Raw genomic sequence first — 22,733 nt, 5'->3', positions numbered from 1 at the left:
AAGGAGACGTCTTTCTCTTCGGTCGGGACGACTTCTGTCAGCTGGTCGGATGCCCGAGGGTCCTCCGTGCTCCCTGGACCAGTTCGGTGCGCATCGTGTCGGGTTCGACCGCCACGTCGGAGGCGACCGTGACCGCCACGCCGCCGATCACCATCTGCGCCGTGACACGTGCACGCGGCTTGGTGGAACGTCCCGCCAGCGCGTCGGCGAGCTGGTCGACGGCCTGCGGGATGACGGCGAGCACCGGGTGGTTGAGCATGTCCGGCAGCTCGGCGAAGATGATCTTCACCTCCAGGTGGAAGCGCATCGCGAGGCCGATGTAGCCCGTGACAGCCGGGCCGACGGCCTGATCGCCGTCCAGGGCCGCCAGTTCGTCGCTCAGGGCGGACAGGCTCTCCGCCGGCGGCGTCAGCACTTCGGTGAGGATCGCGTCCTTGCCGGCGAAGTGGTAGAGCAGGGACGCCTTGGAGCAGTGCGCCTCGACGGCGATGTCGTGCAGCGAGGTCCCCTTGAAGCCGTGCTCGGCGAAGAGGCGCAGCGCGGCGTCGAGGATCTGACGCCGCATCGCGGAGGGCGGACGTGGCATGGGTCCACCGTAGCTGACCGATCGGTCAGGCCCGGCCCGCCGGGCGGCCGTTCCCTGTGACCCGGGCCACTCCGGTCCGTGCGGCGCGGCGGGCCCGGCGCACCGTGCGGGGGACCCCGGGCGCGGGCGAAGGCCCCGGCCCTCCGTGACGGGGAGGGCCGGGGCCGGATGCGGTGCTGCGGGCCGGGGCCCGCGCGGCGGTGGGCACGGACCCGTGCCGCGGTGAGGGACCAGGACCGATGCGGGGCGGACCAGGGGCGATGCGGCGGCGACGGGCCGGGACCCGTGCGGTGGTGGGCGTCCAGGGCGGCGCGGAGGTGGTGGGCTCTCCGGGGGTGGCGGGGCCCGGGGCTATCGTCCCGGGCGGCCGTCCCGGGCGATGAACTCGCCGTCCCGCGCGACGACGACCCCTCCGTGCACGACCAGGTCGCGTCGAGGCAGGTCCACGACCACCTGGGGCAGGCATTCGCCCCGCACGAGGACGAAGTCGGCCGGGGAGCCCGGCCGGAGATCGGCGTGCGCGAGGCCCATGACGTCCGCGCCGCCCCGGGCCGCGATCTCGTGGCAGTCCACCAGCTCGCGGTCGAGCCGTACGTCCGTGACCCGTCCGAGCAGATGCGCCCGGTGCAGCATGTCGGCGTTGCCGAACGGGCTCCACGCGTCGCGTACGCCGTCGGAACCGAGCCCCACCCGCACCCCGTGCTCGCGCAGCCGCGCGATCGGCAGCACCAGCGATTCGGACGGGGCGACCGTGGTGAGCGCGATGTCCAGATCGGCCAGATCGGCGGCGACCGAGCCGAGTTCGGCGTCGGAGAGGCCGGGCAGGCAGAAGACGTGGCTGACGGTGACCTTGCCCCGGAGCGACAGGGCGCGCGTACGGTCGATGATCCCGCGCAGCGCCTCCAGCCCCTGGGCGTCCCGGTCGTGCAGGTGGATGTCCACCCCGGTCCCGTGGCGGTCGGCGATACCGAAGACGAGGTCCAGCTGCTCGTCCTGCGCCTGGTCGAAGCCGCCGGGGTCGATGCCGCCGATCATGTCGACGGCGCCGCCGCGCGCGGCCTCCTCCAGCAGCTCGGCGGTGCCCGGGGTGCGGACGACACCGTGCTGCGGGAAGGCCACGACCTGGACGTCGAGGGCGTGCCGGAGGCGCTCGCGGGCCTCGGCCACACCCTCCACGCCCGCGAGGCCGTAGGCCGGGGCCACATCGGCGTGCGCGCGCATCGCCCGGGTGCCGCGGGTCACCGCGTGCGCCATCAGGCCGTACGCGCGCTCCGCGACGGACCTGTCCTGGCTGTGGAACAGGTCCACGTCCTGGGCGACGTAGTCCGCGATCCCGCTCGCCGGGCGACGGGACACCCAGGACCCGCCCCAGGTCGTCTTGTCGGGGTGGATGTGCGCGTCCACGAGCGACGGCAGCGCGATCCGGCCGCCGCCCTCGACGACCTTCGCGCCGCGCGGCGCCGGGCCGTGCACCACCCGCCCGTCCACGACCACGAGGTCGGTGGCCTCCTCGGCGCCGAGGAGGCGTACGTCTCGGAAGACGACGGCGCCGGCGTGCGGCCGCCCGGATCCGGACGCGTCTGCCGCGGACGCGGGCGCCGCGGTGGGGACGGCTTCGGTCCGGGGGGCCGGTGCGGCGACGGCCGCGGTCGCCGTGGCCGTGGTGCCGGCGAGGGCGGCGGCGCCCGCCAGCACCGTGCGGCGGGAGAAGGTGCCGGGAGCGGACGATGACGGCTGCATGGGAACTCCTGCTGCGGCGCGGTGAGGGGGGAAGTGCGAGGGCGGGGGAGTGACGGGGTGCGGGGGTGCGGGGCCTTCGGGTCAGACCGCGGTGCCGGCCCTGACCACCCGCATCGGCCGGGTGAGGACGGTGACGTCGGCCAGTGGGTCCCCGTCCACGAGGATCGCGTCACCCGCGAATCCGCGCGCGAGGCGGCCCACCGTGCGCTCCAGTCCGAGGAGGCGGGCCGCGCCCGTCGTGGCGGTGCGGATCGCGTCGAGTGCGGGCAGCCCGGCCGCGCGCATCAGCTCCACCTCCCGGCCGATCGGGCGCACCGTGCCGCCGGAGGAGTCGGTGCCCGCGGCGAGCGGGACGCCGCGTTCGTGTGCGGCGAGGACCGCCCGCTTCAGCACCGGGAGGTAGGTGCGCCCCCGCTCCGCGAGGACCGGGTCCGCGGACTGTGCCAGGCCGGCTATGGCGGTCAGGGTCGGCGTGAAGTACGTACCCCGGCGACGCATCTCGGCCAGGGTGCGCTCCGCGACGAACACGCCGTGTTCCAGGGAGCGGATTCCGGCGGTGACGGCGTCGTGGCAGCCTCGCTCGCCGTAGCTGTGGCAGAGCACTCCCTTGCCGCGCCGCCGGGCCGCGGTGACGATCTCGGAGAGCTGCTCGTGCGAGTACACCTGGGTGAGCGGGTCCTGCTCGGGCAGCCCGGCGCGCTCGTTGACCCGCGTCTTGATCACGTCCGCGCCCCGGGCGGCGTTCACCTCCACCACACGGCGCAGCGCCTCGGCCGACCGGACGCCGTCCTTCAGCCGGGCGAGCGGCGTGAGGTCCGGATCGGCCAGCACCGTCTCGCCGAGGTCCGGGGTGACGAACACACCCGCGGCGGTCAGCCGGGGCGCGAGAGCCGGGCTGTGCCGGGCGAGTTCGCGGACGGCGATGTCCTGGTAGAACGACGTCGAGCCGCTGCGTGCGCTGGTCGCGCCCTGACGGACGGCGTCCCGGGCCTCCGCGGCCGTGCTCAGGTGGATGTGCGCGTCGACCAGCCCGGGCAGCACCCACCGCCCGTGCGCGTCCAGGACCTCGGCGCCGTCCGGCACCGCCACGTCGCGGAGCCGGCCGGCCGCGCTCACCGTCCCGTCCCGGATGACGACGACGGCGTTCTCGGTGACCTCGCCGGTGGCCGGGTCGAGCAGGGTGCCGCCCCTGATGACCAGGCTGCCGCCGCGCACCGCGCCGCCGGACCTGCTCCGCGCGGTGGCTGACGGGGCGTCCCGCTCCGCGGCCGCGGCGGGAGCGGCCGCGGCAGCGGTCCCGGCGAGGGCGGCCGCCCCGGCGAGGACCCCGCGGCGGGTCAGCCTGCCGGACGGCGGGGGGAGGGCTTCGACGCACATGAGGGCTCCTTGGGGGAGTGGGCCGAGGACTGACCCAGTTTGTATACCAAGGATGAGGGTGCGATCAAGGTCCGTGTGGAACAAGCGGGTAATTGTGGGGGTCTGGAGTGCCTCCTCCTTCGCTTCCAGGGGTACGCGAACCACCCTGGTATACCGGAACTGACCGCCTGACCGCCTGACCGCCTGACCGCCTGACCGCCTGACCGCCTGACCGCCTGACCGCCTGACCGCCGAAGCCGCCGGAGGTCAGGGTTCGCGGGGCCGCGCGGCCCGGTACCTCCGCGGCCCGCCCCCGCCCGTCACCGGCCGCGCGTCCCCGCCCGGCTGTCACCGGGCCCGCGACACCCCTCAGGCGTCGCCGAACAGCGAGCGCAGGGCGACCGCCCTGCTGTCGCGCACGTGCAGCAGCGTGCTCGCCGCAGCGGCCTCCGCGTCGCCGGCGGAGATGTGCCGGTACATCTCCGCGTGCTGGGCCCGCATGTGCGCGGGCTCCTCGCGCATGCCGAAGAGCAGCCGGAGCTGCCAGCTCAGCTGCTCCATGGTGCGGACCAGCAGCGGGTTGCCGGACATCGCGACGACACCCTCGTGGAAGGCCGTGTGGGCGGCGACCTCGCGCGTCCCCTCGTCCGACGCGGCGGCCGACTCGGCCTGTCGCAGCGCCGCCCGCAGACCGGCCCGCCCCCGGGTGTCGCCCGCCGCCACGGCGCGCGCCGCGAGCCGCGACGCCTGCACCGCCAGGGGCTCCCAGACCTCGTACAGGTGCTCGACGTCGGCGTGCTCCAGGCGCCGGACGCGGACCCCGCTGTGCGGGAGCAGCTCCAGCAGACCTTCCGCGACCAGGGCGCGCAGCGCCTCGCGCACGGGCACCCGGGACATGCTGAGCTCCTCGGCGACCTCACGCTCGACGAGCCGGGCGCCCTGTGCGTAGCGCCGGTCGACGATCCGCTGCAGGACGGCCTCACGCGCCCGCGCACTGAGCGGGGCCTGCCCCGTGGTTCCCCGCACCCCCGTGGTCCCCGGCGCCGGAGCCCCGGAACCGCCGTCGCCCGCGTCCGCCACCTGTTCCGCCTTCATCCGTGCTCCGCCCGGTGCGCCCCGGAGGGAGCTCCTAGTCCTCGTCGGACCCGGACTCCGAGGCCGTCCCGGCCCGCAGCAGCGGGTGCGCCACCCCGGGGAACACCCGCGCCCGCACGACCTCCTCGGCCGAACCGCCCCGCACCACCGTCTCGGCCACGCCCCAGGGGCGCCCCGCCAGGTGAACGGTCAGCGTGTACGAGGAGGAGCAGCCCTGGCACTCGTAGCGGTCGGCCCAGACCTCCACGTCCGTGACGCTGCCCGGGTAGCGCTTCACGTGCCGGTGCCGGGCGTGGCAGTGGTCGCAGGTCTCGCCGGGTTCGCACGTCCCGCCGCACGGACACGGCACGTCCAGCGACTCGGCAGGCTGCCACCGCTGCAGCAGCAGCGCCTCGCGGGTGGCGCCCATGTCCTTCATCGCCTTCAGGTTCCGCGCGGCGACGTTGTACGACTCGCCGGTCGCGGCCATCCGGTCGCGGATCACGTCCTTGCGCCCGCGGTTCGTCGTCATGCCGTCTCCTCCTGGGATGTCACGCAGCCCGCCAGGAGGCACACGAGATCAGAACGCCCCACGGTACCCGCCGGGCCGTGTGCCCGACGACCTCGTCACCCCCTGCGCACCCGCCCGGCTATGCGTCTGCCGAGCCGGCCCAGGGAGCGCGAGGGCCGGTTCCAGGCGCGGAACGCGTCGAGGGTGCGGCTGTTCCCCTCGGACTCCACGGCACGCTCGACCGCCGCCAGGTCCTCCGCGGACAGCCCGCGCACAACCGGCCGCAGCACCTCCTCCAGCAGGGCGCTCCCGGTCCGGGTCCAGTCCGCACCCGCGTGCGGGTGGGCGCTCCACACCGTGAAGCAGTCCGCCACGTACCCGGGGTCCGCCCCCAGCAGCGCCAGGACCGCGTCGCCCCGGGCCGCCCGGCCGTACGCCGCCATCAGGTCCTCGTCCGCGCTGTGCACGAAGGCGTACAGCTCGTCCCCGGGCCGCCCGGGAGCGAGCAACCGGTCGGCCAGGGCGGTGAGCGCGTGCTCCAGGGGGAGGGCGCCGGCCGGTTCGGCGCGGGTGCGCAGCGTCCGGGCGCGGTCCGCCCAGCCCGGTTCCGGAGCACCCGAGCGCAGTTCGCGGGCGAAGTCCAGCAGCATCAGACGGGCCCGCACCGGTGCCGTGAGCTCCTGCGGGAAGCCGCGCAGCAGGTCGTGGGCGAGCTCGGTGGCGTCCTCGTCGCCCGCGGGCGCGGCCAGCGCGGCCTCGACCAGGTGCGACCAGGTGCCCGCCGCCCGGTGCGCGTCGGACGTGGTTCCGCCCAGCAGCGCCCGCGCCTCCTCGGCCGTCGGGGTGTCCGCGCCCCACACCAGCCCGACGGCGGTCCGCAGCACCAGCGGCTCGGCGAACGGCGACATGCCCGCCGCGCGCAGCACCGTGTGCAGGACCGTCAGCCGGTCCGTGCCCCGCGCCCGCGCGCCGGGTGCCTCCGCGCACATCCGCAGATGCGGCAGGGTCTGCGTCCCGGTGAACGGCAGCGTCACCCGGACCAGCAGCAGCTCCGCGTCCGACGGCCGGTCCGGGGCGATCCGGTCCAGCTCGCCCAGCAGCGCCGTACGGACGTCGAACTGCTCGTCCAGCAGGTCCGGCAGCGCGCGGCAGGCACCCGCCTCCGGATCGTCGAGCAGCGCGCGGGCCAGCCGGCCGACCACGGCGGGCAGCAGGTCCGTGCAGTCGAGCCCGAGGAGCCGGGCGATCCGCAGCAGCTGCACGGTCCGTGCGACGCCCCGGGCCGCCCCGGCGGCCAGCTCCGCCAGCAGTTCGTCGCCGAGCTCCTCGACGAGCGCGGCGAGCGCGCGCTCCCCGGCCGGCTCCTCGAAGGCCGTACGCGACGGAGGCTCCAGATCCACGTCCTCGCCCCGCACCGCCTCCGTCACCAGCAGCGCGGCCAGCGGAGCCGTGACGGTGGCGGGGCAGCGGCCGTCGAGCGCCGTCAGCAGGCGCAGGGCCGCAGCGGACTCCGCGGCCGTACGGTCGTCGGCGGGCGCGGTCAGCGCGTCGGCCAGCTGCACGGTGCGCTTCTCGTCCAGCGCGTACGGCCGTTCCGCCGCCCAGTCCGCCGCCGCGGCCCGCTCCCCGGACCCGAGCGCGATGCCGGCGCCGAGCGCCGTGACGGCCAGCGGCCCGGCGGCGAACGGTTCGCCGGGGAGCTCCGCCGCCTCCCGGAACAGCTCGGGGGACCGGCTGCGCCAGATCCGGGCCGCCGTGGCCGCCCAGGCGTCGTCCACGGTCCCGACGGGGCGCGGACCCGAGGCGGTGTGCACCCGGAAGCGCGGGTCGCGGACGTCGGGCGCGTCCTCCGGGAGGACCCCGACGACCTGGTGCGCGGTGCGGCCGGGACGCCGGGTGTACGTGGTGAAGGTCAGCCGCTCGGCGTACTCCCGCGGCAGGACGGCGGTGGCCAGCGCGACCCAGCGGGCCACGTCCGCGCTCTGCCGCTCCACGAGCACCACCGGCGGCGCGGACGGGTCCTCGCTCACCCGGCGCAGATCGCCGAGCACGGCGGCGATCCACGGGCCGCGGGACACCGCGAAGTCACCGAGCCCCTCCCGGGTGAGCCCCTGCGAGGGACCGGACGCGGTCGCCAGCGAGGTCAGCGGGTCGGAGAGCATGCGGCCGGGCGTCGCGGAGAGCCACCCCGCGGCCCCCCACGCGGCGACGGGGAGCGCCCGGCCGGGGATCGGCACGCCGGGCGGCAGATGCACGGCGTGGGCGTGGAAGCCGCCCGCGCCCGTGGCCACCGTACGGCTCAGGAGATGACTGCCGTCGGAGAGCGCGGCGAAGCCGAAGGCCACCGGCAGCGAGCGGAGCCGGGCGTCGGCGAGCCGGTCCGGGACGCCCTCCGGGGCGTCGTACGCCAGGAGCGGCGCGGCCTCCGCGCGCACCGGTCCGGCTATCGCGGGGTCCACCGCGGTGAACCGGCCGGCGGGCACCTCGTCCCCGGGCGCCACGGAGGTGTAGTGCAACTGCGGGAGGCTCATGCGTAGGCCCTCATCGTCCCTGCCACGTGCGTCCCCGACCCACGCACCGACCGCCGCTCGCCGCCCTGTCGGTGCGGCCCGGCCCGGCGGAGCGACGACCCCGGCGGGGAGCTTTCCGTAGTCGTGCGGGCGACGCTATCAAGCCCTGACGCCCCGTTGGGCCGCACACCTGATCGAGCCGTCCCGGGCCGGCCGCACTCCCGGGGCGGCTCCCGCCCCCGGAGCCGCGGAGCGGACGGGGCCGGCCGGTCACGGGGCTCCCCCCGGACGTGCTCCCGTCCCCGGCCGGCCGCCGACGGCCGGGCACCCGCACCTCCGTGACCTGCGGTCAGGCGCGCGGCTCCGTGTCCCGCGGCCGGGCGTCCCGGTCCCCGTGACCCGGGGTCAGGCGTCCCGGTCCCCGCGACCCGGCGCAGACGTGCGGGCCCGTGCCCCGCGGGGGCGGGGACGGCGACCGGCGCCCGGCGGCCCGCGGACCTCCACGGCCCGGGGAGAGGGGGCGGCGCACCGGGCGGCGGGTGCGGCGGCCGGGTGGTATACGTGCCGTGGAGAGCCCCGAGGCACCGCGCAGGCGGGTGAGCGAAGGACCGTGACGCAGGCGATGGACAAGGCGATCCACCTGATCGAGTTCGAGACGATGCTGCTGGGCCGGTACCTCCAGCTCGGCGCACCCCGGTCCGGGCGGGGCGGCGGGCGTCTCGACCGCAGCGCGTACACCCTGCTGAGCCGGATCCGGGTGCAGGGTCCGATGTCCATCGGGCAGCTCAGCGACGCCTTCGGCCTCGACGCCTCCACCCTGAACCGGCAGACCGCCGCCATGCTCCGGGCGGGCCTCGTCGAGCGCATCCCGGATCCCGACGGAGGTATCGCCCGCAAGTTCCGCATCACCGCCGAGGGCGAGGCCGGACTCGACGCGGAGCGCGCGCAGAACATCAGCGGCCTGGAGCGCGTCATGGCCGCGTGGTCACCCGCCGAGGTCGCCGACCTCGCCGCGTACCTCGAACGCCTCAACAGCGACATCGAGCACCTCGACGGACGGCCCTGGCCGCGGCCGGGCCGGCCGGCCTGAGCGGGCCCGGGGCCGTGGGGTGCCGGACCGGCCCGCGCACCCGGACCTGCACGGGGCGGACGGACACCGCCGAGGGGTGCGGGCGGTGCCCCGGGGCCGGTTCCGGGCAAGGCCGTCCCGCCGGGCCTGAAGCTGATCTACGGCCGCGCTTAAGAAATCCTCGATGGACCGGAGCGGCCGGATGCGGCACATTGCTCGGTGACGGCCGAGAGCGCGGTGACAGAGGGTCCGCCCCGTCCCGTCCGCCGCCGTCCCACCCCACGCCCCCGGGCCGCACCCCGGCCCGTCCGGGACCGGGGTGTCCATCACGCACCACGTACAGGGAGCCGCAGCCGTGAAGGCACTCGTGAAGCACAAGGCCGAGCCGGGACTGTGGCTGATGGACGTGCCCGAGCCGGAGACCGGCCCCGGGGACGTGCTGATCAAGGTCCTCCGCACCGGGATCTGCGGCACCGACCTGCACATCCGCGACTACGACGGCTGGGCGCAGCAGGCCGTCCGCACCCCGCTCGTCCTGGGCCACGAGTTCGTCGGCGAGGTCGCCGGGATCGGCGCCGACGTCGTCGACATCAAGGTCGGCGACCTGGTCAGCGGCGAGGGCCACCTGGTCTGCGGGAAGTGCCGCAACTGCCTCGCCGGGCGCCGGCACCTGTGCCGTTCCACCCTCGGCCTCGGGGTCGGCCGGGACGGGGCCTTCGCCGAGTACCTGGCGCTGCCCGCCTCGAACGTCTGGGTGCACCGGGACCGGGTCGACCTCGACATCGCCGCGATCTTCGACCCGTTCGGCAACGCCGTGCACACCGCGCTGTCCTTCCCCCTGGTCGGTGAGGACGTCCTGATCACCGGCGCCGGTCCGATCGGCATCATGGCCGCCGCCGTGGCCCGCCACGCGGGTGCCCGCAACGTCGTCATCACCGATGTCAGCGAGGCCCGGCTCGACCTCGCCCGGAAGGTCGGGGTGGACCTCGCCCTGAACGTCGCCGGCGGGACCATCGCCGACGGCCAGCGGACGCTCGGCCTGCGCGAGGGCTTCGACATCGGCCTGGAGATGTCGGGGCGCCCCGAGGCCATGCGCGACATGATCGCGAACATGACGCACGGCGGCCGGATCGCCATGCTCGGCCTGCCGGCCGCCGAGTTCCCCGTCGACTGGTCCCGGATCGTCACCTCCATGCTGACGATCAAGGGCATCTACGGCCGCGAGATGTACGAGACCTGGTACGCCATGTCCGTCCTCCTGGAGGGCGGACTCGACCTCGCCCCGGTGATCACCGGCCGGTACGGCTACCGCGACTTCGAAGCCGCGTTCGATGACGCCGCGAGTGGCCTCGGTGGCAAGGTTCTCCTCGACTGGACCGCCTGACGCTCCTCGTACGCACCCGTATCCACCTGGGAGACACCCTTCATGTTCGATTCCGTACGCGACGATCTGCGCACCACCCTCGACGAGATCCGTGACGCCGGGCTCCAGAAGCCCGAGCGGGTCATCGGCACCCCGCAGTCCGCCACCGTCTCCGTCACCTCCATGGGGTCGGCCGCGACCGCCGGGGAGGGCGGCGGCGGCCAGGTGCTCAACTTCTGCGCCAACAACTACCTGGGTCTCGCCGACCACCCCGAGGTCGTCGCCGCCGCGCACGAGGCGCTGGACCGCTGGGGCTACGGGCTCGCGTCCGTCCGCTTCATCTGCGGCACCCAGGAGGTGCACAAGGAGCTGGAGCAGCGGCTCTCGGCCTTCCTCGGCCAGGAGGACACGATCCTCTACTCCTCCTGCTTCGACGCCAACGGCGGAGTCTTCGAGACGCTGCTGGGCCCCGAGGACGCGGTGATCTCCGACGCCCTCAACCACGCCTCCATCATCGACGGCATCCGCCTCTCCAAGGCCAAGCGCCACCGCTACGCCAACCGCGACATGGCCGATCTGGAGAAGCAGCTCAAGGAGGCCTCCGGCGCGCGCCGCCGCCTCGTCGTCACCGACGGCGTCTTCTCCATGGACGGCTACGTCGCCCCGCTCGCCGAGATCTGCGACCTCGCCGACCGCTACGACGCCATGGTCATGGTCGACGACTCGCACGCCGTCGGCTTCGTCGGCCCCGGCGGCCGGGGCACCCCCGAGCTGCACGGGGTCATGGACCGGGTCGACATCATCACGGGCACGCTCGGCAAGGCACTGGGCGGCGCCTCCGGCGGTTACGTCGCCGCCCGTGCCGAGATCGTCGCACTGCTGCGCCAGCGCTCGCGCCCGTACCTCTTCTCCAACTCGCTCGCCCCGGTCATCGCCGCCGCCTCCCTCAAGGTCATCGACCTCCTGGAGTCCGCGGGCGAGCTGCGCGACCGGCTCGCCGCCAACACCGCGCTCTTCCGCTCGCGGATGACCCAGGAGGGCTTCGACATCCTGCCCGGCGACCACGCCATCGCCCCCGTGATGATCGGGGACGCGGCGGAGGCGGCCAGGATGGCCGAGCTGCTCCTCGAACGCGGGGTGTACGTGATCGGGTTCTCCTACCCCGTCGTCCCGCAGGGGGCCGCCCGCATCCGCGTCCAGCTCTCCGCCGCGCACTCCACCGAGGACGTCGACCGCGCCGTGGACGCCTTCGTCGACGCGCGGGCCGCGCTGGAGGCGTAGCACCCGCGCGAGCTGGGACAATGTGCGCATGATCGATGCACGGCGGCTGCGCATCCTCCGTGCGGTGGCCGACCACCGCACGGTGACCGCCGCGGCCGCCGCGCTGTACCTGACCCCGTCGGCGGTCTCCCAGCAGCTCGCCGCCCTGGAGCAGGAGACCGGCCACCGGCTGGTCGAGCGGGGCGCGCGCGGTGCCCGGATGACCGCGGCGGGGGAGATCCTGCTGACCCACGCCAACGCGGTCCTCGCCCAGCTGGAGCGGGCCGAGGCGGAGCTCGCCGACTACGGCGCGGGGGTGGCCGGGACGGTCACCGTCGCCGCGTTCGCCACGGGCATCGGCCTCGTCCTCGCCCCCGCGATCGCCGAGCTCACCCTGACTGCGCCGGGGATCCGCGTGCGGGTCCAGGACGCGGAGGGCGACGCCAGCGTGCCGATGGTGCTGGACCGCCAGGTCGATGTGGCGGTCGCCGTCGAGTACCGGGGCGCGCCCGGTGCCGACGACCGCAGGCTGACCCGGGTGCCGCTGTACTCCGAGCCCTTCGACGCGGTGCTGCCGGTCGGCCACCGCCTGGCCGGCCAGGACCACGTCGCCGTCGCCGATCTCGCCGCGGACCCGTGGATCGGCCCGTACCCGGGCAACCCGTGCCACGACGTGGTGGTCCTGGCCTGCGAGCACGCGGGGTTCGAGCCCCTGCTGGAGCACTCGTCGGACGACTTCCACGCCGTCGTCGCGCTGGCCGGGGCGGGCGCCGGAGTCGCACTCGTGCCCCGCTCGGCGCTGCGCGGGACGGACCTCGGCGGTGTCGTCGTCCGGCCGGTCGAGGGCGCCGCCCCGACCCGGCGGGTCTTCGCCGCCGTCCGCCGGGGCGCCGAGGGGCACCCGCTGATCGCGCCGGTCCTGCGGGCGCTCCGGACGGCGGCGGGACCGGCGTAGGCGGGGCCCGCACGGCGCACGGTCTCTTCACGCACCATGCGGTGCGCGCCCCCGGCGGGGGGTGCCTCAGGCCGGCTGGAGCAGGTCCCAGCGGTTGCCGTACAGGTCCTCGAAGACGGCCACGGAACCGTACGTCTCGTGCCGCGGCTCCTCCAGGAAGCGGACCCCGGCGGCGCGCATCCGGGCGTGGTCGCCCGCGAAGTCCTCGGTGTGCAGGAAGAACCCGACCCGGCCGCCCGTCTGCGCGCCGACGCTGCCGAGCTGTGCCTCGTCCCCGGCCCGCGCCAGGAGCAGACCGGTCCCGGCCGAGCCCCGCGGCCGGACCACGACCCAGCGGGAGCCGCCGCCCCGGTCCGTGTCCTCCACCAGTTCGAACCCGAGGGCGCCGGTGTAGAAGGAGAGGGCCTCGTCGTAGTCGCGGACGACCAGCGTGACCAGGGCGATGTGGGACATGGGGAACCTCGTCCTCGGCGGTGCGGGAGCGGTGACGTGCGGGACATCCGGGAGCAGGGAGGAACCGCGTGCATTATACGTAACACTAACGGGTGCCGTCCTCCGCCGGGGACAATGCCCGGCATGGACACGAGCGACCTCCCCGCGCTGACGGACCGCGCCCGCCGCCTCGCCGGCACCGGCGCCCGCCGCATCCTCGGCATCGCGGGGGCGCCCGGCGCCGGGAAGTCCACCCTGGCGGCCCGGATCGTCGAGGGGCTCGGAGCGAGCGCGGTGCTGGTCCCGATGGACGGCTTCCACCTGGCCGGGGCCGAGCTGGAGCGCCTCGGACGGACGGACCGCAAGGGCGCCCCCGACACCTTCGACGCCGCCGGGTACGCGGCCCTGCTGCGACGGCTGCGCCGCCCCGACGGCCCCGACGCGGTGTACGCGCCCGCCTTCGACCGGGCCCTGGAGGAGCCGGTGGCCGGTTCCGTGCGCGTGCCCGCCGACGTCCCCCTCGTCGTGACCGAGGGCAACTACCTGCTGCTGGACGAGGGCCCCTGGGCGCCGGTGCGCCCCCTGCTGGACGAGGTGTGGTTCCTGGACGCCGACCCCGCCCTGCGGATGCGCCGACTGGTGGACCGGCACGTGCGGTTCGGCCGGACGCGCGCACACGCCGAGCGCCGGGCGGCGGGCTCCGACGAACGCAACGCCCGGCTCGTCGAACGGCACCGCGACCGGGCCGACCTCGTCGTCCGGCTCGGCTGAGCCGCACGCGGCACGTCCCGGAACCGCTCGCGTCCGTCCGGGCGGACGGGCAGGATGCTGTGTGCCGCGTCGCCCCGCCAGGAGGTACCACCCATGCCCAGCACCGAACACCCCCCGCCCTTCACCGCCGAGGACTACCGGGCCAGGATGACCCGCGCCGCGGAGTCGGCGGACGCCGCGGGCCTGGCCGGTGTCCTCGTGGCACCGGGCCCGGACATGGTCCACCTCACCGGCTACCGGCCCACCGCGGACACGGAACGCCTGACGCTGCTCGTCCTGCGGGCGGGCCAGGACCCCGTCCTCGTCGTCCCGGCCCTGGAGGCGGCGGACGCCGAACGTGCGGCCGGTGCCCCCGCCCTGACCCTGCGGGACTGGACCGACGCCGCGAACCCCTACACGCTGACCGCCGGACTGCTCGACGCCGCAGGCCGGTTCGGGATCAGCGACAACGCCTGGGCGCTGCACCTGCTGGCCCTGCACGAACTGCTCCCCGACACGTCGTACGCCTCGCTGACCGAGGCCCTGCCGATGCTGCGCGCGGTCAAGGACGCGGCCGAGCTGGAGCGGCTCACCGCCGCGGGGGCCGCGGCCGACGCGACGTACGAGCAGATCCTGAAGGTCCGCTTCTCCGGCCGGCGGGAGAGCGAGGTGGCCGCCGACCTGGCCGCGCTCCTCATCGAGCACGGGCACTCCCAGGTCGACTTCACCGTGGTGGGCTCCGGACCCAACGGCGCCAACCCGCACCACGAGGCGGGCGACCGCACCATCGAGCGGGGCGACATGGTGGTCCTGGACTTCGGCGGGCTGAAGCACGGCTACGGCTCCGACACCTCCCGCACGGTCCACGTCGGCGAACCCACCGCCGAGGAGCAGCGGGTCCACGACGTCGTGCGCGAGGCGCAGGAGGCCGGCTGCGGTGCCGTACGGCCCGGAGCGGCCTGCCAGGACGTCGACCGGGCGGCACGCGCCGTCATCACCGAGTTCGGCTACGGCGAACGCTTCATCCACCGCACGGGCCACGGCATCGGCGTCACCACCCACGAACCGCCGTACATGATCGAGGGCGAGGAGCGGCCGCTGGTCCCCGGGATGTGCTTCTCCGTGGAGCCGGGCATCTACCTCCCGGGCCGCTTCGGCGTCCGCATCGAGGACATCGTCACGGTCACGGAGAGCGGCGGCCGGCGGCTGAACACCACCGACCGCGGCATGGCGCTCGTCGAGTAGGACGGCGGCCCGCCCCCGGGGCGCCGTTCAGTCGTCGGCCAGCACGACGCACGACTCCGCGGGCAGGTGCAGCACTCCGTCGGCGCCGGGGGCGGAGGCCGGCTCCCAGGCGGCCAGCACCCTGCCCCCGCCGGCCCGGTGCCGGCCGGCGCCCAGCGGGACGGCGGCCGGCACGTCCGAGAGGTTGACGGCGATCCGAAGATCGCCCCGGCGGCAGACGATCCAGCGGGCCGCCTCGTCGTACGCCGTCCGCACCGACGCCAGGTCGGGGTCGGAGAGGTCCGGCAGGGTGCGGCGCAGCGCGATCAGCTCGCGGTACCAGGCGTGCAGCCGCGCGTGCGGCTCCCGCTCCGGCTCGCTCCAGTCCAGGCAGGAGCGGGCCCGGGTGGCCGGGTCCTGCGGGTCGGGGATGTCCTCCTCGGCCCAGCCGTGCGCCGCGAACTCCCGTCTCCTGCCCTCGCGCACGGCCCGGGCGAGATCCTCGTCGGTGTGGTCGGTGAAGAACTGCCAGGGGGTGCGGGCCCCCCACTCCTCGCCCATGAACAGCATCGGGGTGAACGGCCCGGTGAGCACCAGCGCCGCCGCACACGCCTGGAGGCCCGGGGAGAGCCCGGCGGCGAGCCGGTCGCCGAGGGCGCGGTTGCCGATCTGGTCGTGGGTCTGCGCGTAGCCGACGAACCGGTGGGCCGGCGTCCGCGCGGTGTCCACGGGCCGTCCGTGCCCCCGGCCCCGGAAGCTGGAGTACGTCCCGTCGTGGAAGAAGGCCCTGGTCATGGTCTTGGCGAGGGCGGCCAGCGGGGCGGTCGCGAAGTCCGCGTAGTAGCCCTGGGACTCGCCGGTGAGCGCGGTGTGCAGGGCGTGGTGGAAGTCGTCGTTCCACTGGGCGTGCAGCCCGATGCCGCCCTCCGAGCGCGGGGTGGTCGTCCGGGGGTCGCAGAGATCGGACTCCGCGATCAGCCCGAGCGGCCGGCCGAGCTCCGCGGCGAGCGCGTCGACGGCGGCGGACAGCTCCTCCAGGAAGGTGAGCGCCCTGCCGTCGGCCAGCGCGTGGACGGCGTCCAGACGCAGCCCGTCCAGCCGGTAGTCCCGCAGCCAGGCGAGTGCGCTGCCCAGCAGGTAGGCGCGCACCTCGTCCGAGCCCGGTGCGTCGAGGTTGACGGCCGAACCCCAGGGGGTGTGGTGGGTGTCGGTGAAGTACGGGCCGAAGGCGGGGAGGTGGTTGCCCGAGGGGCCCAGGTGGTTGTGGACCACGTCCAGGACGACGGCGAGCCCCAGCCCGTGCGCCGTGTCGACAAAGCGCTTCAATCCGTCCGGACCGCCGTAGGGCTCGTGCACCGCCCAGAGCGACACCCCCTCGTACCCCCATCCGTGGGTTCCGGGGAACGGACAGACGGGCATCACCGACACATGGGTGACACCGAGGTCCACGAGATGACCGAGCCGTCCGGCCGCGGCGTCGAAGGTGCCCGCCTCCGTGAACGTGCCGACGTGCAGCTCGTACAGGACCGCGCCCGGCAGCCCGCGCCCCGCCCAGACGGTCCGCCAGGCGTAAGCGTCCTGGTCGACGACCGCGCTCTCGCCGTCCGGGCCGTCCGGCTGGCGCCGGGAGCGCGGATCCGGCAGGACCGGACCGCCGTCGAGCGAGAAGCCGTAGCGGTCGCCGCCGGAGGCCTCCGCCTCCGCCGTCCACCAGCCCGGGCGCAGCGCGTCGCGCTCCATCGTCCGGCGTCCGCCCGCCGTGCACAGCGCGGCCGACCCGGCCCCGGGGGCCCACACCTCGAACTGCATTCAGCACTCCTCGTCCAGGAACCCGGTGGCTCGCCGGAGGCACCGGGATCGGCGGAACTCGCACGCGCGGTCCCGGGCACCGGAGCGGGCCCGCGACCGGCGATCAGGGTCTGGTCCTGATCATTGCCCTACCGGGTTCCGCCCATTCACGATGAGCCCGGGCAGTACCACCGCGTCCCTCCCACGGCTGCTGGAGGCCGAAGATGACCGTGCCGACCTTCCCACCGGGCTTCCTGTGGGGCGCTTCCGCCTCCGCCTTCCAGACGGAGGGGGCCTTCGACGCCGACGGCAAGGGGCCCTCCGGCTGGGACGCCTTCGCCGCCCAGCCCGGCCGCATCAAGGACGGCACCGACACCACGCGCGGCACCGGCTTCCACGAACGCTACCGCGAGGACGTCGCCCTGCTCGCGGGACTCGGCGCGGACGCCTTCCGCTTCTCCGTCAGCTGGCCGCGGGTCGTCCCCGGCGGCAGCGGCTCGCTCAACCCCGCCGGACTGGACTTCTACGACCGGCTGGTCGACGAGCTCTGTGCCCACGGCATCACCCCGGCCCCGACCCTCTACCACTGGGACACCCCGCTCCCGCTGGACGAGGCGGGCGGCTGGCTCAACCGGGACACCGCCTACCGGTTCGCCGAGTACGCGGGCATGGTCGCCGAGCGGCTCGCCGACCGGGTCCCCATGTGGATCACCATCAACGAACCGGCCGAGGTGACGATGCTCGGCTACGCCCTCGGCGAGCACGCCCCCGGCCGCACCCTCCTCTTCGACGCGCTGCCGGCCGCCCACCACCAGCTGCTCGCCCACGGCCTGGCCGTACGGGCGCTGCGGGCCGCGGGCGCCGGCAACATCGGGATCGCGCTCTCCCACTCGCCCGTCTGGACGGCGGGGGACACGGACGAGGACCGTGCGGGCGCGGAGCTCTACGACACCCTCACCAACTGGCTGTTCGCCGACCCGGTCCTCACCGGCCGCTACCCCGACGAGGGCTTCGCCGCCCTGATGCCCGGACCCGTCGAGGACGACCTCGCGGTCATCTCCGCCCCCCTCGACTGGTACGGCGTCAACTACTACAACCCGACCCTCGTCGGCGCGCCCCGGCCCGACGCACCCGGGTCCCTCTCGGGCTACTCCATGCCCGCGGGCCTGCCCTTCGGCATCAGGGAGATCGAGGGGTACGACACCACCGACTTCGGCTGGCCGGTCGTCCCGCAGGGACTCGCCGAGACGCTCGGTCAGCTCCGGGACCGCTTCGGCGACCGGCTGCCGCCCGTCTACATCACGGAGAACGGCTGCGCCGTCGACGAACCCGTCGCCGACGGCCGCCGCATCGCCTTCCTGGAGGGGCACCTGGAGGCGCTGCACACCGCCATCGACGCGGGCGTCGACGTGCGCGGATACTTCACCTGGTCGCTGACCGACAACGTCGAGTGGACCGAGGGCGCCAGCAAGCGGTTCGGGCTGGTCCACATCGACTACGCGACCCTGCGCAGGACCCCGAAGGAGTCGTACGCCTGGTACCGCGACGTGATCCGCGCCCAGCGCACGGGGGATCCGGCCCTCACACCAGGTGAACGCGCTCCTGGGTGATGCGGTGGCCGGCCCGGGCGAACGCGGCGGCCATCGGCACGTTGCCCCGGTCCGTCGCACCGGCGACGACCGTGGCGCCCTCCTCGGCGAGGAAGCGGGTGCATTCGACGAGCAGGTCGTAGCCGTAGCCGTGTCCGCGCGCCTCGGGAACGACCCCGATGAAGCCGATGCACGGGCCGCCCGGATTGCGGGCGGGCACCTGGATGCCCGCGAGCGCGCCGTCCGGGGTGTGGGCGAGCTGCCACCACGAGCGGGGCGAGGGGCACCAGTTGAAGAAGTCCAGCTCCTCCCGGGCGGCCTGCTCCAGCCCGCCCGGGCCCGCGATGGTGCGCCGCGCGTGGGCGTCCAGCGTCACGGAGTGGACGCGGCGCAGCACGTCCAGGACCACCGCGTCGTCGGGTTCCTCGCGGAACACCAGCCGGCCGGGGCGCTCGGGCAGCCCGTCCGCGGGTGTCCACTCGTACCGGTAGCGCTCGACCAGCGGCTTCATCCCGGCGGCCTCGGCCGCCGCGATCCGTGCCGAGGCGGCCTTCCGCACCTCGGGGGCCGCACGCCAGGCAGGAGGGACGATCAGTTCGTACTCGACGGACCAGGGGGCGCGGCGCAGCAGTTCGGTGCCCGCCGCGTCCTCACCCTCGGCGAAGTCGAAGTAGTTGAGCAGGACGGGTTCGGTGTCCTCGGGACCGCCCCACCAGGCGGCCCGGGCGACGACGACGCCGTCGCGCAGGGCGACCCAGGTCCACTCGGGGCGGTACTCACCGCCGTCGGCCACGGTGGCCCAGCGGTGCCCGAACGCGGACCGGCCGACGAGACCGGGATCGTGGAGCGTGTGAAAGAGACGGGTGTCGCTCGGGACGAGCGGACGGATGACCGGGTCGGTCATGGGAAGTCCTCCGGGACTCGGTGACGAGGGGCGAGCGCTCCCGGTCAGACCGAGTCCGACACCGCCCTGCGGGCGGACGGGGAGCGCGTGATCGTGGTGCTGCGGGTGGTGCCGGGGTCGCGCACGGGTCTCGCCTCCTTCCCTGTCCGGGCGGGTGTCCGGGCGCCGACGGTACGGCCCCAGGACCCCTCGCGTCCACCGCTTTCTCAGTGGTCCCCCACCATGTCGAAGGCACGCTCGAAGGTGACGTGACCCAGGCGCGCGAACGACGTCGCCATGGGGACGTCGCCGAGGTCCGTCGCCGCCCGGATGCGCTCCACACCGTCCTGGGCGGCGAGCTCGTGGTCGAGCACGTAGGAAAGGCGCCGGAAGAGACCGAGTTCGTCCGCTCCGGTGAGCGGACGGACGGTCGGTTCCGATGGTGCAGGGGTCACGGAGTCTCCTCGACGGGGGTGCCGCGCCGTTCGGCGGCGGCGCCGGAGGATAGCAACCACCAGGCCTCCGGCGGGCGGCATTCATCCCCTGCCGCGCAGGTCAGCGGGGGCGGAAACGGGCATCGTCTGGACACTCCGGGGCTCCCGGGCCGACAATCGTCCCGTGACGTCCTCCTTCGAGCACTCCACGTGTCCCGCGCGGCTCTCGGACGCCGAGCGCGACCGCGCCCTCGGTGTGCTCAGAGACGGCGCCGCACAGGGGAAGCTCTCCCACGACACCTTCCTCCGCCGCATGGAACTCGCCCTCACCGCCCGGCGCTCCGAGGAGCTGGAGGCGCTCACCTCCGACCTCGACACGGGCGGACGCTGGTCCCGCGGCCTGCTGCGCGCGGTGGGCGGGGTGTCCGCCTTCCCGGCCCGGCTGCGCAGGGCGTGGCAGTCCGAGCGGCTGCCGAAACTCCTGCTGCCCGTGCCCGGTCCGCACCCGCTGCGCATCGGCCGCGACCCGGGCAACGGCCTCCGGCTGAGCCACGAGACGGTGTCCCGGATGCACGCCGAGCTCACCGCGCACGGCAGCCGGTGGATCCTGCGCGACCTCGGCTCGACGAACGGCACGTGCGTCAACGGACAGCGGGTCGTCGGCTCCGTCGTGGTGCGCGACGGCGACCAGGTGAGCTTCGGCCGGATCTCCTTCCTGCTCACCGCCTCGTCGCCGGTGCCCCCGGCCTGAGGCCGTCGCCGCACGCCCGCACACCCGCGCGCGGCCCCACCGCCGGCCGTTCCCCGTCAGCGCCCGGCGCCCGCAGCCCTGACGAGCAGCGCCACCGGCCGGTCCGAGAAGAGCTCCGCCACGGCGACCACGGGCCCCGTGAACTCCCGTCCCGGCGCCAGCAGATCGCGCCACGGACCGTCCCCGGGCAGCGTCAGCTCCGTGTCGCGCCAGCCGCCCTCCTCGTCGAGCCGCAGCGACAGCCGGGTCACAACCGTGACGACCTCACCGGACCGGGCGAACGCCAGACAGTGCGCGGCGGCCGGACCGTCTGCCGCCAGCGGGGCGTAGGTCCCCGACTCCCCGAAGAGCTCCGGGCGCTCCCTGCGCAGCCGCAGCGCGGCGGTGGTCAGCGCGGCCTTCTCGTCGTCACCGGCCGCCGCCCCGGCGAACGGCCGCCGGTTGTCGGGATCGACCAGCGCGATGTACTCCCGCTCCGTGCCCTGGTAGAGGTCCGGCACCCCCGGCATCGTCAGGTGCACCAGCGCCGCACCCAGCACATTGGCCCGCACGAAGGGGGCCAGCGCGTCCGAGAACCCGGTCAGCAGCGACCGCACCGCACCCGAGCCGGCGCCCGGACCGGCCGCCACGAAGTCGGTCACCGCGCGCTCGTACGCCGGGTCGGGCTCGGTCCAGCTGGTGAACAGGCCGGCCTCCCGCACGGCCTTCAGCAGCGCCGGCTCCAGCCGGCCCGCCGTCTCGCCCGCGGGCAGCCCCGCGCAGCCGTACGCCGACTGCCAGGCCTGCCAAGCCAGTTGCGGGTCGGGGGACGCCACCGGTGCCGCCCCGGACAGCTCCGCCACCAGTGAGGACCACCGCCCGGGGCACTCGGACAGCACCGCGATGCGGGCCCGGACGTCCCCGCTGCGCTTGGTGTCATGAGTGGTCAGCACCGTGCCGGTGGCCGGCCAGTCCCGCGCGACCCGGGTGCAGAAGGCGTGGAACTCCTCCGGGCCGACCGCCGGCCGCCCCGGGTCGCCTCCCACCTCGTTCGCCGAGATCAGCGGGACGTACCGGTAGAACGCCGTGTCCTCCACCGATTTGGCGTGCAGCGCCGACGCCGTCTGGGCGAACCGGGCGCAGAACGCCGCCTGCGCCGGACCGTCACCGAGGCGGCCCAGGGCCAGCTCACGCACCACGTCGACGGCATCCGCCTCCTGGGGGACCGTGAACGCGGCCTTGGCGTCCCGCACCGCGTCGGACGGGAGCGCCGACTCCGCGGCCTCCGTGAGCGGACCGCCCGCCGTGACGTACGGCCGGTACACGGGCACTCGTACCAGCAGTTCGCGCACCGCCGTGCGGAGCGCCCACGGCGCGTGGTCCCGCAGGGCGGGGTCCGCCGCGCAGACCTCGGCGGCGAGACGGGTCAGCCACTCCGTCTCGGCGGCCAGCTCATGGGTGACCACGCGGTACGCCGCACGCCGGACGGTCGCGGTCCAGTAGCCCCCGCGGTCGCCCGCGGGCCCCGCGAATTCCCGGTAGCGGCCCAGGAGATCCGCCGCACCCGCCGGATCGGTGAACAGCCCGTCGATCCGGTGCAGCGCGTCGTACCCGGTCGTCCCCGCGACCGCCCAGCCGGCGGGCAGCGCCTCGGAACCGGTGAGGATCTTCTCCACCACCGTCCACCGCCCGCCGGTGGCGTCGCCGAGCCGCCCGAGATACGCCGCCGGGTCGGCCAGCCCGTCCGGGTGGTCGATGCGCAGCCCGTCGACGACCCCGTCGCGGACCAGCTCCAGGACCTTGCCGTGGGTGGCGGCGAACACCTCGGGATGCTCCACGCGGACGCCGATCAGATCCGAGACGGTGAAGAAGCGGCGGTAGTTCAGCTCGGTCCTGGCCAGCCGCCACCAGGCGAGGCGGTAGTGCTGCGCGGCCAGCATCTCGGGCAGCGGGAGGTGGGCGGTGCCCTCGCGCAGCGGGAACTCCAGCTCGCCGTGGCGGAGCACAGGGGAGCCGTCGTCCCGGGTGCCCGGCTCGAAGGCGTCCGACACCTCGCCGATCCGGTCCGCCAGCACCGGCAGCAGCACCTTCCCGCCGCCCGCCGCCCAGTCGATGTCGAACCAGCGGGCGAAGGGGGACCCGGGCCCCTCCCGCAGCACCTCCCACAGCGCCGTGTTGTACCGGGGCGCCGCGGCCATGTGGTTCGGCACGATGTCGAGGATCAGGCCGAGACCGTGGGCGCGTGCCGTGCCGGCCAGCTCTCGCAGGCCCTCCTCACCCCCGAGCTCGGACCGCACCGTGCCGGGGTCGACGACGTCGTAGCCGTGCCCCGAGCCGGGCACGGCCTCCAGCACGGGGGACAGGTGCAGGTGCGAGACGCCGAGCCCGGCGAGGTACGGCACGGCCTCGGCGGCGGCGGCGAACGGGAAGTCCGGTTGGAGCTGGAGCCGGTACGTGGCGGTGGGCGTCATGGACTCGT

At 75.1% G+C, this 22,733-nt stretch carries 18 protein-coding genes and 1 pseudogene; 8 read left to right on the top strand and 11 right to left on the bottom strand.

Annotation, left to right across the window (positions count from 1 at the left end; all coding sequences use genetic code 11):
* Positions 1 to 37: 37 nt before the first annotated feature.
* The 6 genes from ABZ172_RS19940 to ABZ172_RS19915 all read right to left on the bottom strand — a co-directional run bounded on the left by ABZ172_RS19940 (position 38) and on the right by ABZ172_RS19915 (position 7,798).
* Positions 38 to 586 (bottom strand): TetR/AcrR family transcriptional regulator, encoded by a 549-nt coding sequence (locus ABZ172_RS19940; RefSeq protein WP_356885051.1) that lies wholly within the window; start codon positions 584 to 586, stop codon positions 38 to 40.
* Between the two features lie 351 nt (positions 587 to 937).
* Complete coding sequence (locus ABZ172_RS19935) at positions 938 to 2,326, bottom strand: amidohydrolase (RefSeq protein ID WP_356885050.1); 1,389 nt, start codon at positions 2,324 to 2,326, stop codon at positions 938 to 940.
* An 81-nt stretch (positions 2,327 to 2,407) separates the two neighbouring features.
* Positions 2,408 to 3,703: an amidohydrolase family protein gene (locus ABZ172_RS19930; RefSeq protein WP_356885049.1), complete on the bottom strand. Its 1,296-nt coding sequence runs from the start codon at positions 3,701 to 3,703 to the stop codon at positions 2,408 to 2,410.
* A gap of 348 nt (positions 3,704 to 4,051) precedes the next feature.
* Positions 4,052 to 4,777, bottom strand: coding sequence for a GntR family transcriptional regulator (locus ABZ172_RS19925; RefSeq protein WP_356885048.1), 726 nt, complete (start codon positions 4,775 to 4,777; stop codon positions 4,052 to 4,054).
* A 34-nt stretch (positions 4,778 to 4,811) separates the two neighbouring features.
* Positions 4,812 to 5,288 carry a hypothetical protein gene (locus ABZ172_RS19920; RefSeq protein ID WP_356885047.1) on the bottom strand — a complete coding sequence of 159 codons (477 nt, stop codon included), beginning with the start codon at positions 5,286 to 5,288 and terminating at the stop codon, positions 4,812 to 4,814.
* 95 nt (positions 5,289 to 5,383) lie between these two features.
* Positions 5,384 to 7,798 (bottom strand): GTPase-associated protein 1-related protein, encoded by a 2,415-nt coding sequence (locus ABZ172_RS19915; protein ID WP_356885046.1) that lies wholly within the window; start codon positions 7,796 to 7,798, stop codon positions 5,384 to 5,386.
* A gap of 601 nt (positions 7,799 to 8,399) precedes the next feature.
* Here ABZ172_RS19915 and ABZ172_RS19910 point away from each other — a divergent pair.
* From ABZ172_RS19910 to ABZ172_RS19895, 4 genes are all read left to right on the top strand, one after another.
* Positions 8,400 to 8,867: a MarR family transcriptional regulator gene (locus ABZ172_RS19910; protein WP_356885063.1), complete on the top strand. Its 468-nt coding sequence runs from the start codon at positions 8,400 to 8,402 to the stop codon at positions 8,865 to 8,867.
* Between the two features lie 334 nt (positions 8,868 to 9,201).
* Complete coding sequence (gene tdh / locus ABZ172_RS19905; RefSeq protein ID WP_356885045.1) at positions 9,202 to 10,230, top strand: L-threonine 3-dehydrogenase; 1,029 nt, start codon at positions 9,202 to 9,204, stop codon at positions 10,228 to 10,230.
* A 42-nt stretch (positions 10,231 to 10,272) separates the two neighbouring features.
* A complete protein-coding gene (locus ABZ172_RS19900) occupies positions 10,273 to 11,490 on the top strand; it encodes a glycine C-acetyltransferase (RefSeq protein WP_356885044.1) in 1,218 nt (405 codons plus the stop codon).
* A 28-nt stretch (positions 11,491 to 11,518) separates the two neighbouring features.
* The gene (locus ABZ172_RS19895) at positions 11,519 to 12,424 is read left to right on the top strand and encodes a LysR family transcriptional regulator (protein ID WP_356885043.1); all 906 of its coding nucleotides are present in this window, start codon (positions 11,519 to 11,521) and stop codon (positions 12,422 to 12,424) included.
* Between the two features lie 66 nt (positions 12,425 to 12,490).
* Here ABZ172_RS19895 and ABZ172_RS19890 read toward each other — a convergent pair whose 3' ends face one another.
* On the bottom strand, positions 12,491 to 12,877 hold the full coding sequence (locus ABZ172_RS19890; protein WP_356885042.1) for a VOC family protein: 387 nt from the start codon (positions 12,875 to 12,877) through the stop codon (positions 12,491 to 12,493).
* A 123-nt stretch (positions 12,878 to 13,000) separates the two neighbouring features.
* On the opposite strand from ABZ172_RS19890, the gene ABZ172_RS19885 reads away from it, so the two are divergent.
* The gene (locus ABZ172_RS19885; RefSeq protein WP_356885041.1) at positions 13,001 to 13,627 is read left to right on the top strand and encodes a nucleoside/nucleotide kinase family protein; all 627 of its coding nucleotides are present in this window, start codon (positions 13,001 to 13,003) and stop codon (positions 13,625 to 13,627) included.
* Between the two features lie 93 nt (positions 13,628 to 13,720).
* Complete coding sequence (locus ABZ172_RS19880; RefSeq protein WP_356885040.1) at positions 13,721 to 14,851, top strand: aminopeptidase P family protein; 1,131 nt, start codon at positions 13,721 to 13,723, stop codon at positions 14,849 to 14,851.
* Positions 14,852 to 14,878: 27 nt separating this feature from the next.
* Here ABZ172_RS19880 and treZ read toward each other — a convergent pair whose 3' ends face one another.
* A complete protein-coding gene (gene treZ, locus ABZ172_RS19875) occupies positions 14,879 to 16,639 on the bottom strand; it encodes a malto-oligosyltrehalose trehalohydrolase (RefSeq protein ID WP_356885039.1) in 1,761 nt (586 codons plus the stop codon).
* Positions 16,640 to 16,842: 203 nt separating this feature from the next.
* Here treZ and ABZ172_RS19870 point away from each other — a divergent pair, with 203 nt between their 5' ends.
* Positions 16,843 to 18,228, top strand: coding sequence for a GH1 family beta-glucosidase (locus ABZ172_RS19870; protein WP_356885038.1), 1,386 nt, complete (start codon positions 16,843 to 16,845; stop codon positions 18,226 to 18,228).
* On the opposite strand, the gene ABZ172_RS19865 is transcribed toward ABZ172_RS19870, so the two are convergent.
* On the bottom strand, positions 18,200 to 19,111 hold the full coding sequence (locus tag ABZ172_RS19865; RefSeq protein ID WP_356885037.1) for a GNAT family N-acetyltransferase: 912 nt from the start codon (positions 19,109 to 19,111) through the stop codon (positions 18,200 to 18,202). The two genes, ABZ172_RS19870 and ABZ172_RS19865, sit on opposite strands and share 29 nt — an antisense overlap.
* A 206-nt stretch (positions 19,112 to 19,317) precedes the next feature.
* Positions 19,318 to 19,449 (bottom strand): annotated as a pseudogene (locus ABZ172_RS19860) (GNAT family N-acetyltransferase); the annotation flags it as partial.
* Positions 19,450 to 19,708: 259 nt separating this feature from the next.
* Here ABZ172_RS19860 and ABZ172_RS19855 point away from each other — a divergent pair.
* Complete coding sequence (locus ABZ172_RS19855) at positions 19,709 to 20,275, top strand: DUF1707 and FHA domain-containing protein (RefSeq protein WP_356885036.1); 567 nt, start codon at positions 19,709 to 19,711, stop codon at positions 20,273 to 20,275.
* 56 nt (positions 20,276 to 20,331) lie between these two features.
* Here ABZ172_RS19855 and treY read toward each other — a convergent pair whose 3' ends face one another.
* Positions 20,332 to 22,725, bottom strand: a complete 2,394-nt coding sequence (treY, locus tag ABZ172_RS19850) for a malto-oligosyltrehalose synthase (protein WP_356885035.1) — start codon at positions 22,723 to 22,725, stop codon at positions 20,332 to 20,334.
* Between the last annotated feature and the right edge of the window lie 8 nt (positions 22,726 to 22,733).

Origin of the sequence: Streptomyces sp. NPDC006296, assembly GCF_040613235.1 — a bacterium.
Taxonomy (GTDB): Bacteria; Actinomycetota; Actinomycetes; order Streptomycetales; family Streptomycetaceae; genus Streptomyces.
Note: the sequence above shows the minus strand (reverse complement) of the source record. Positions and strands in the feature narration are given on the sequence as shown.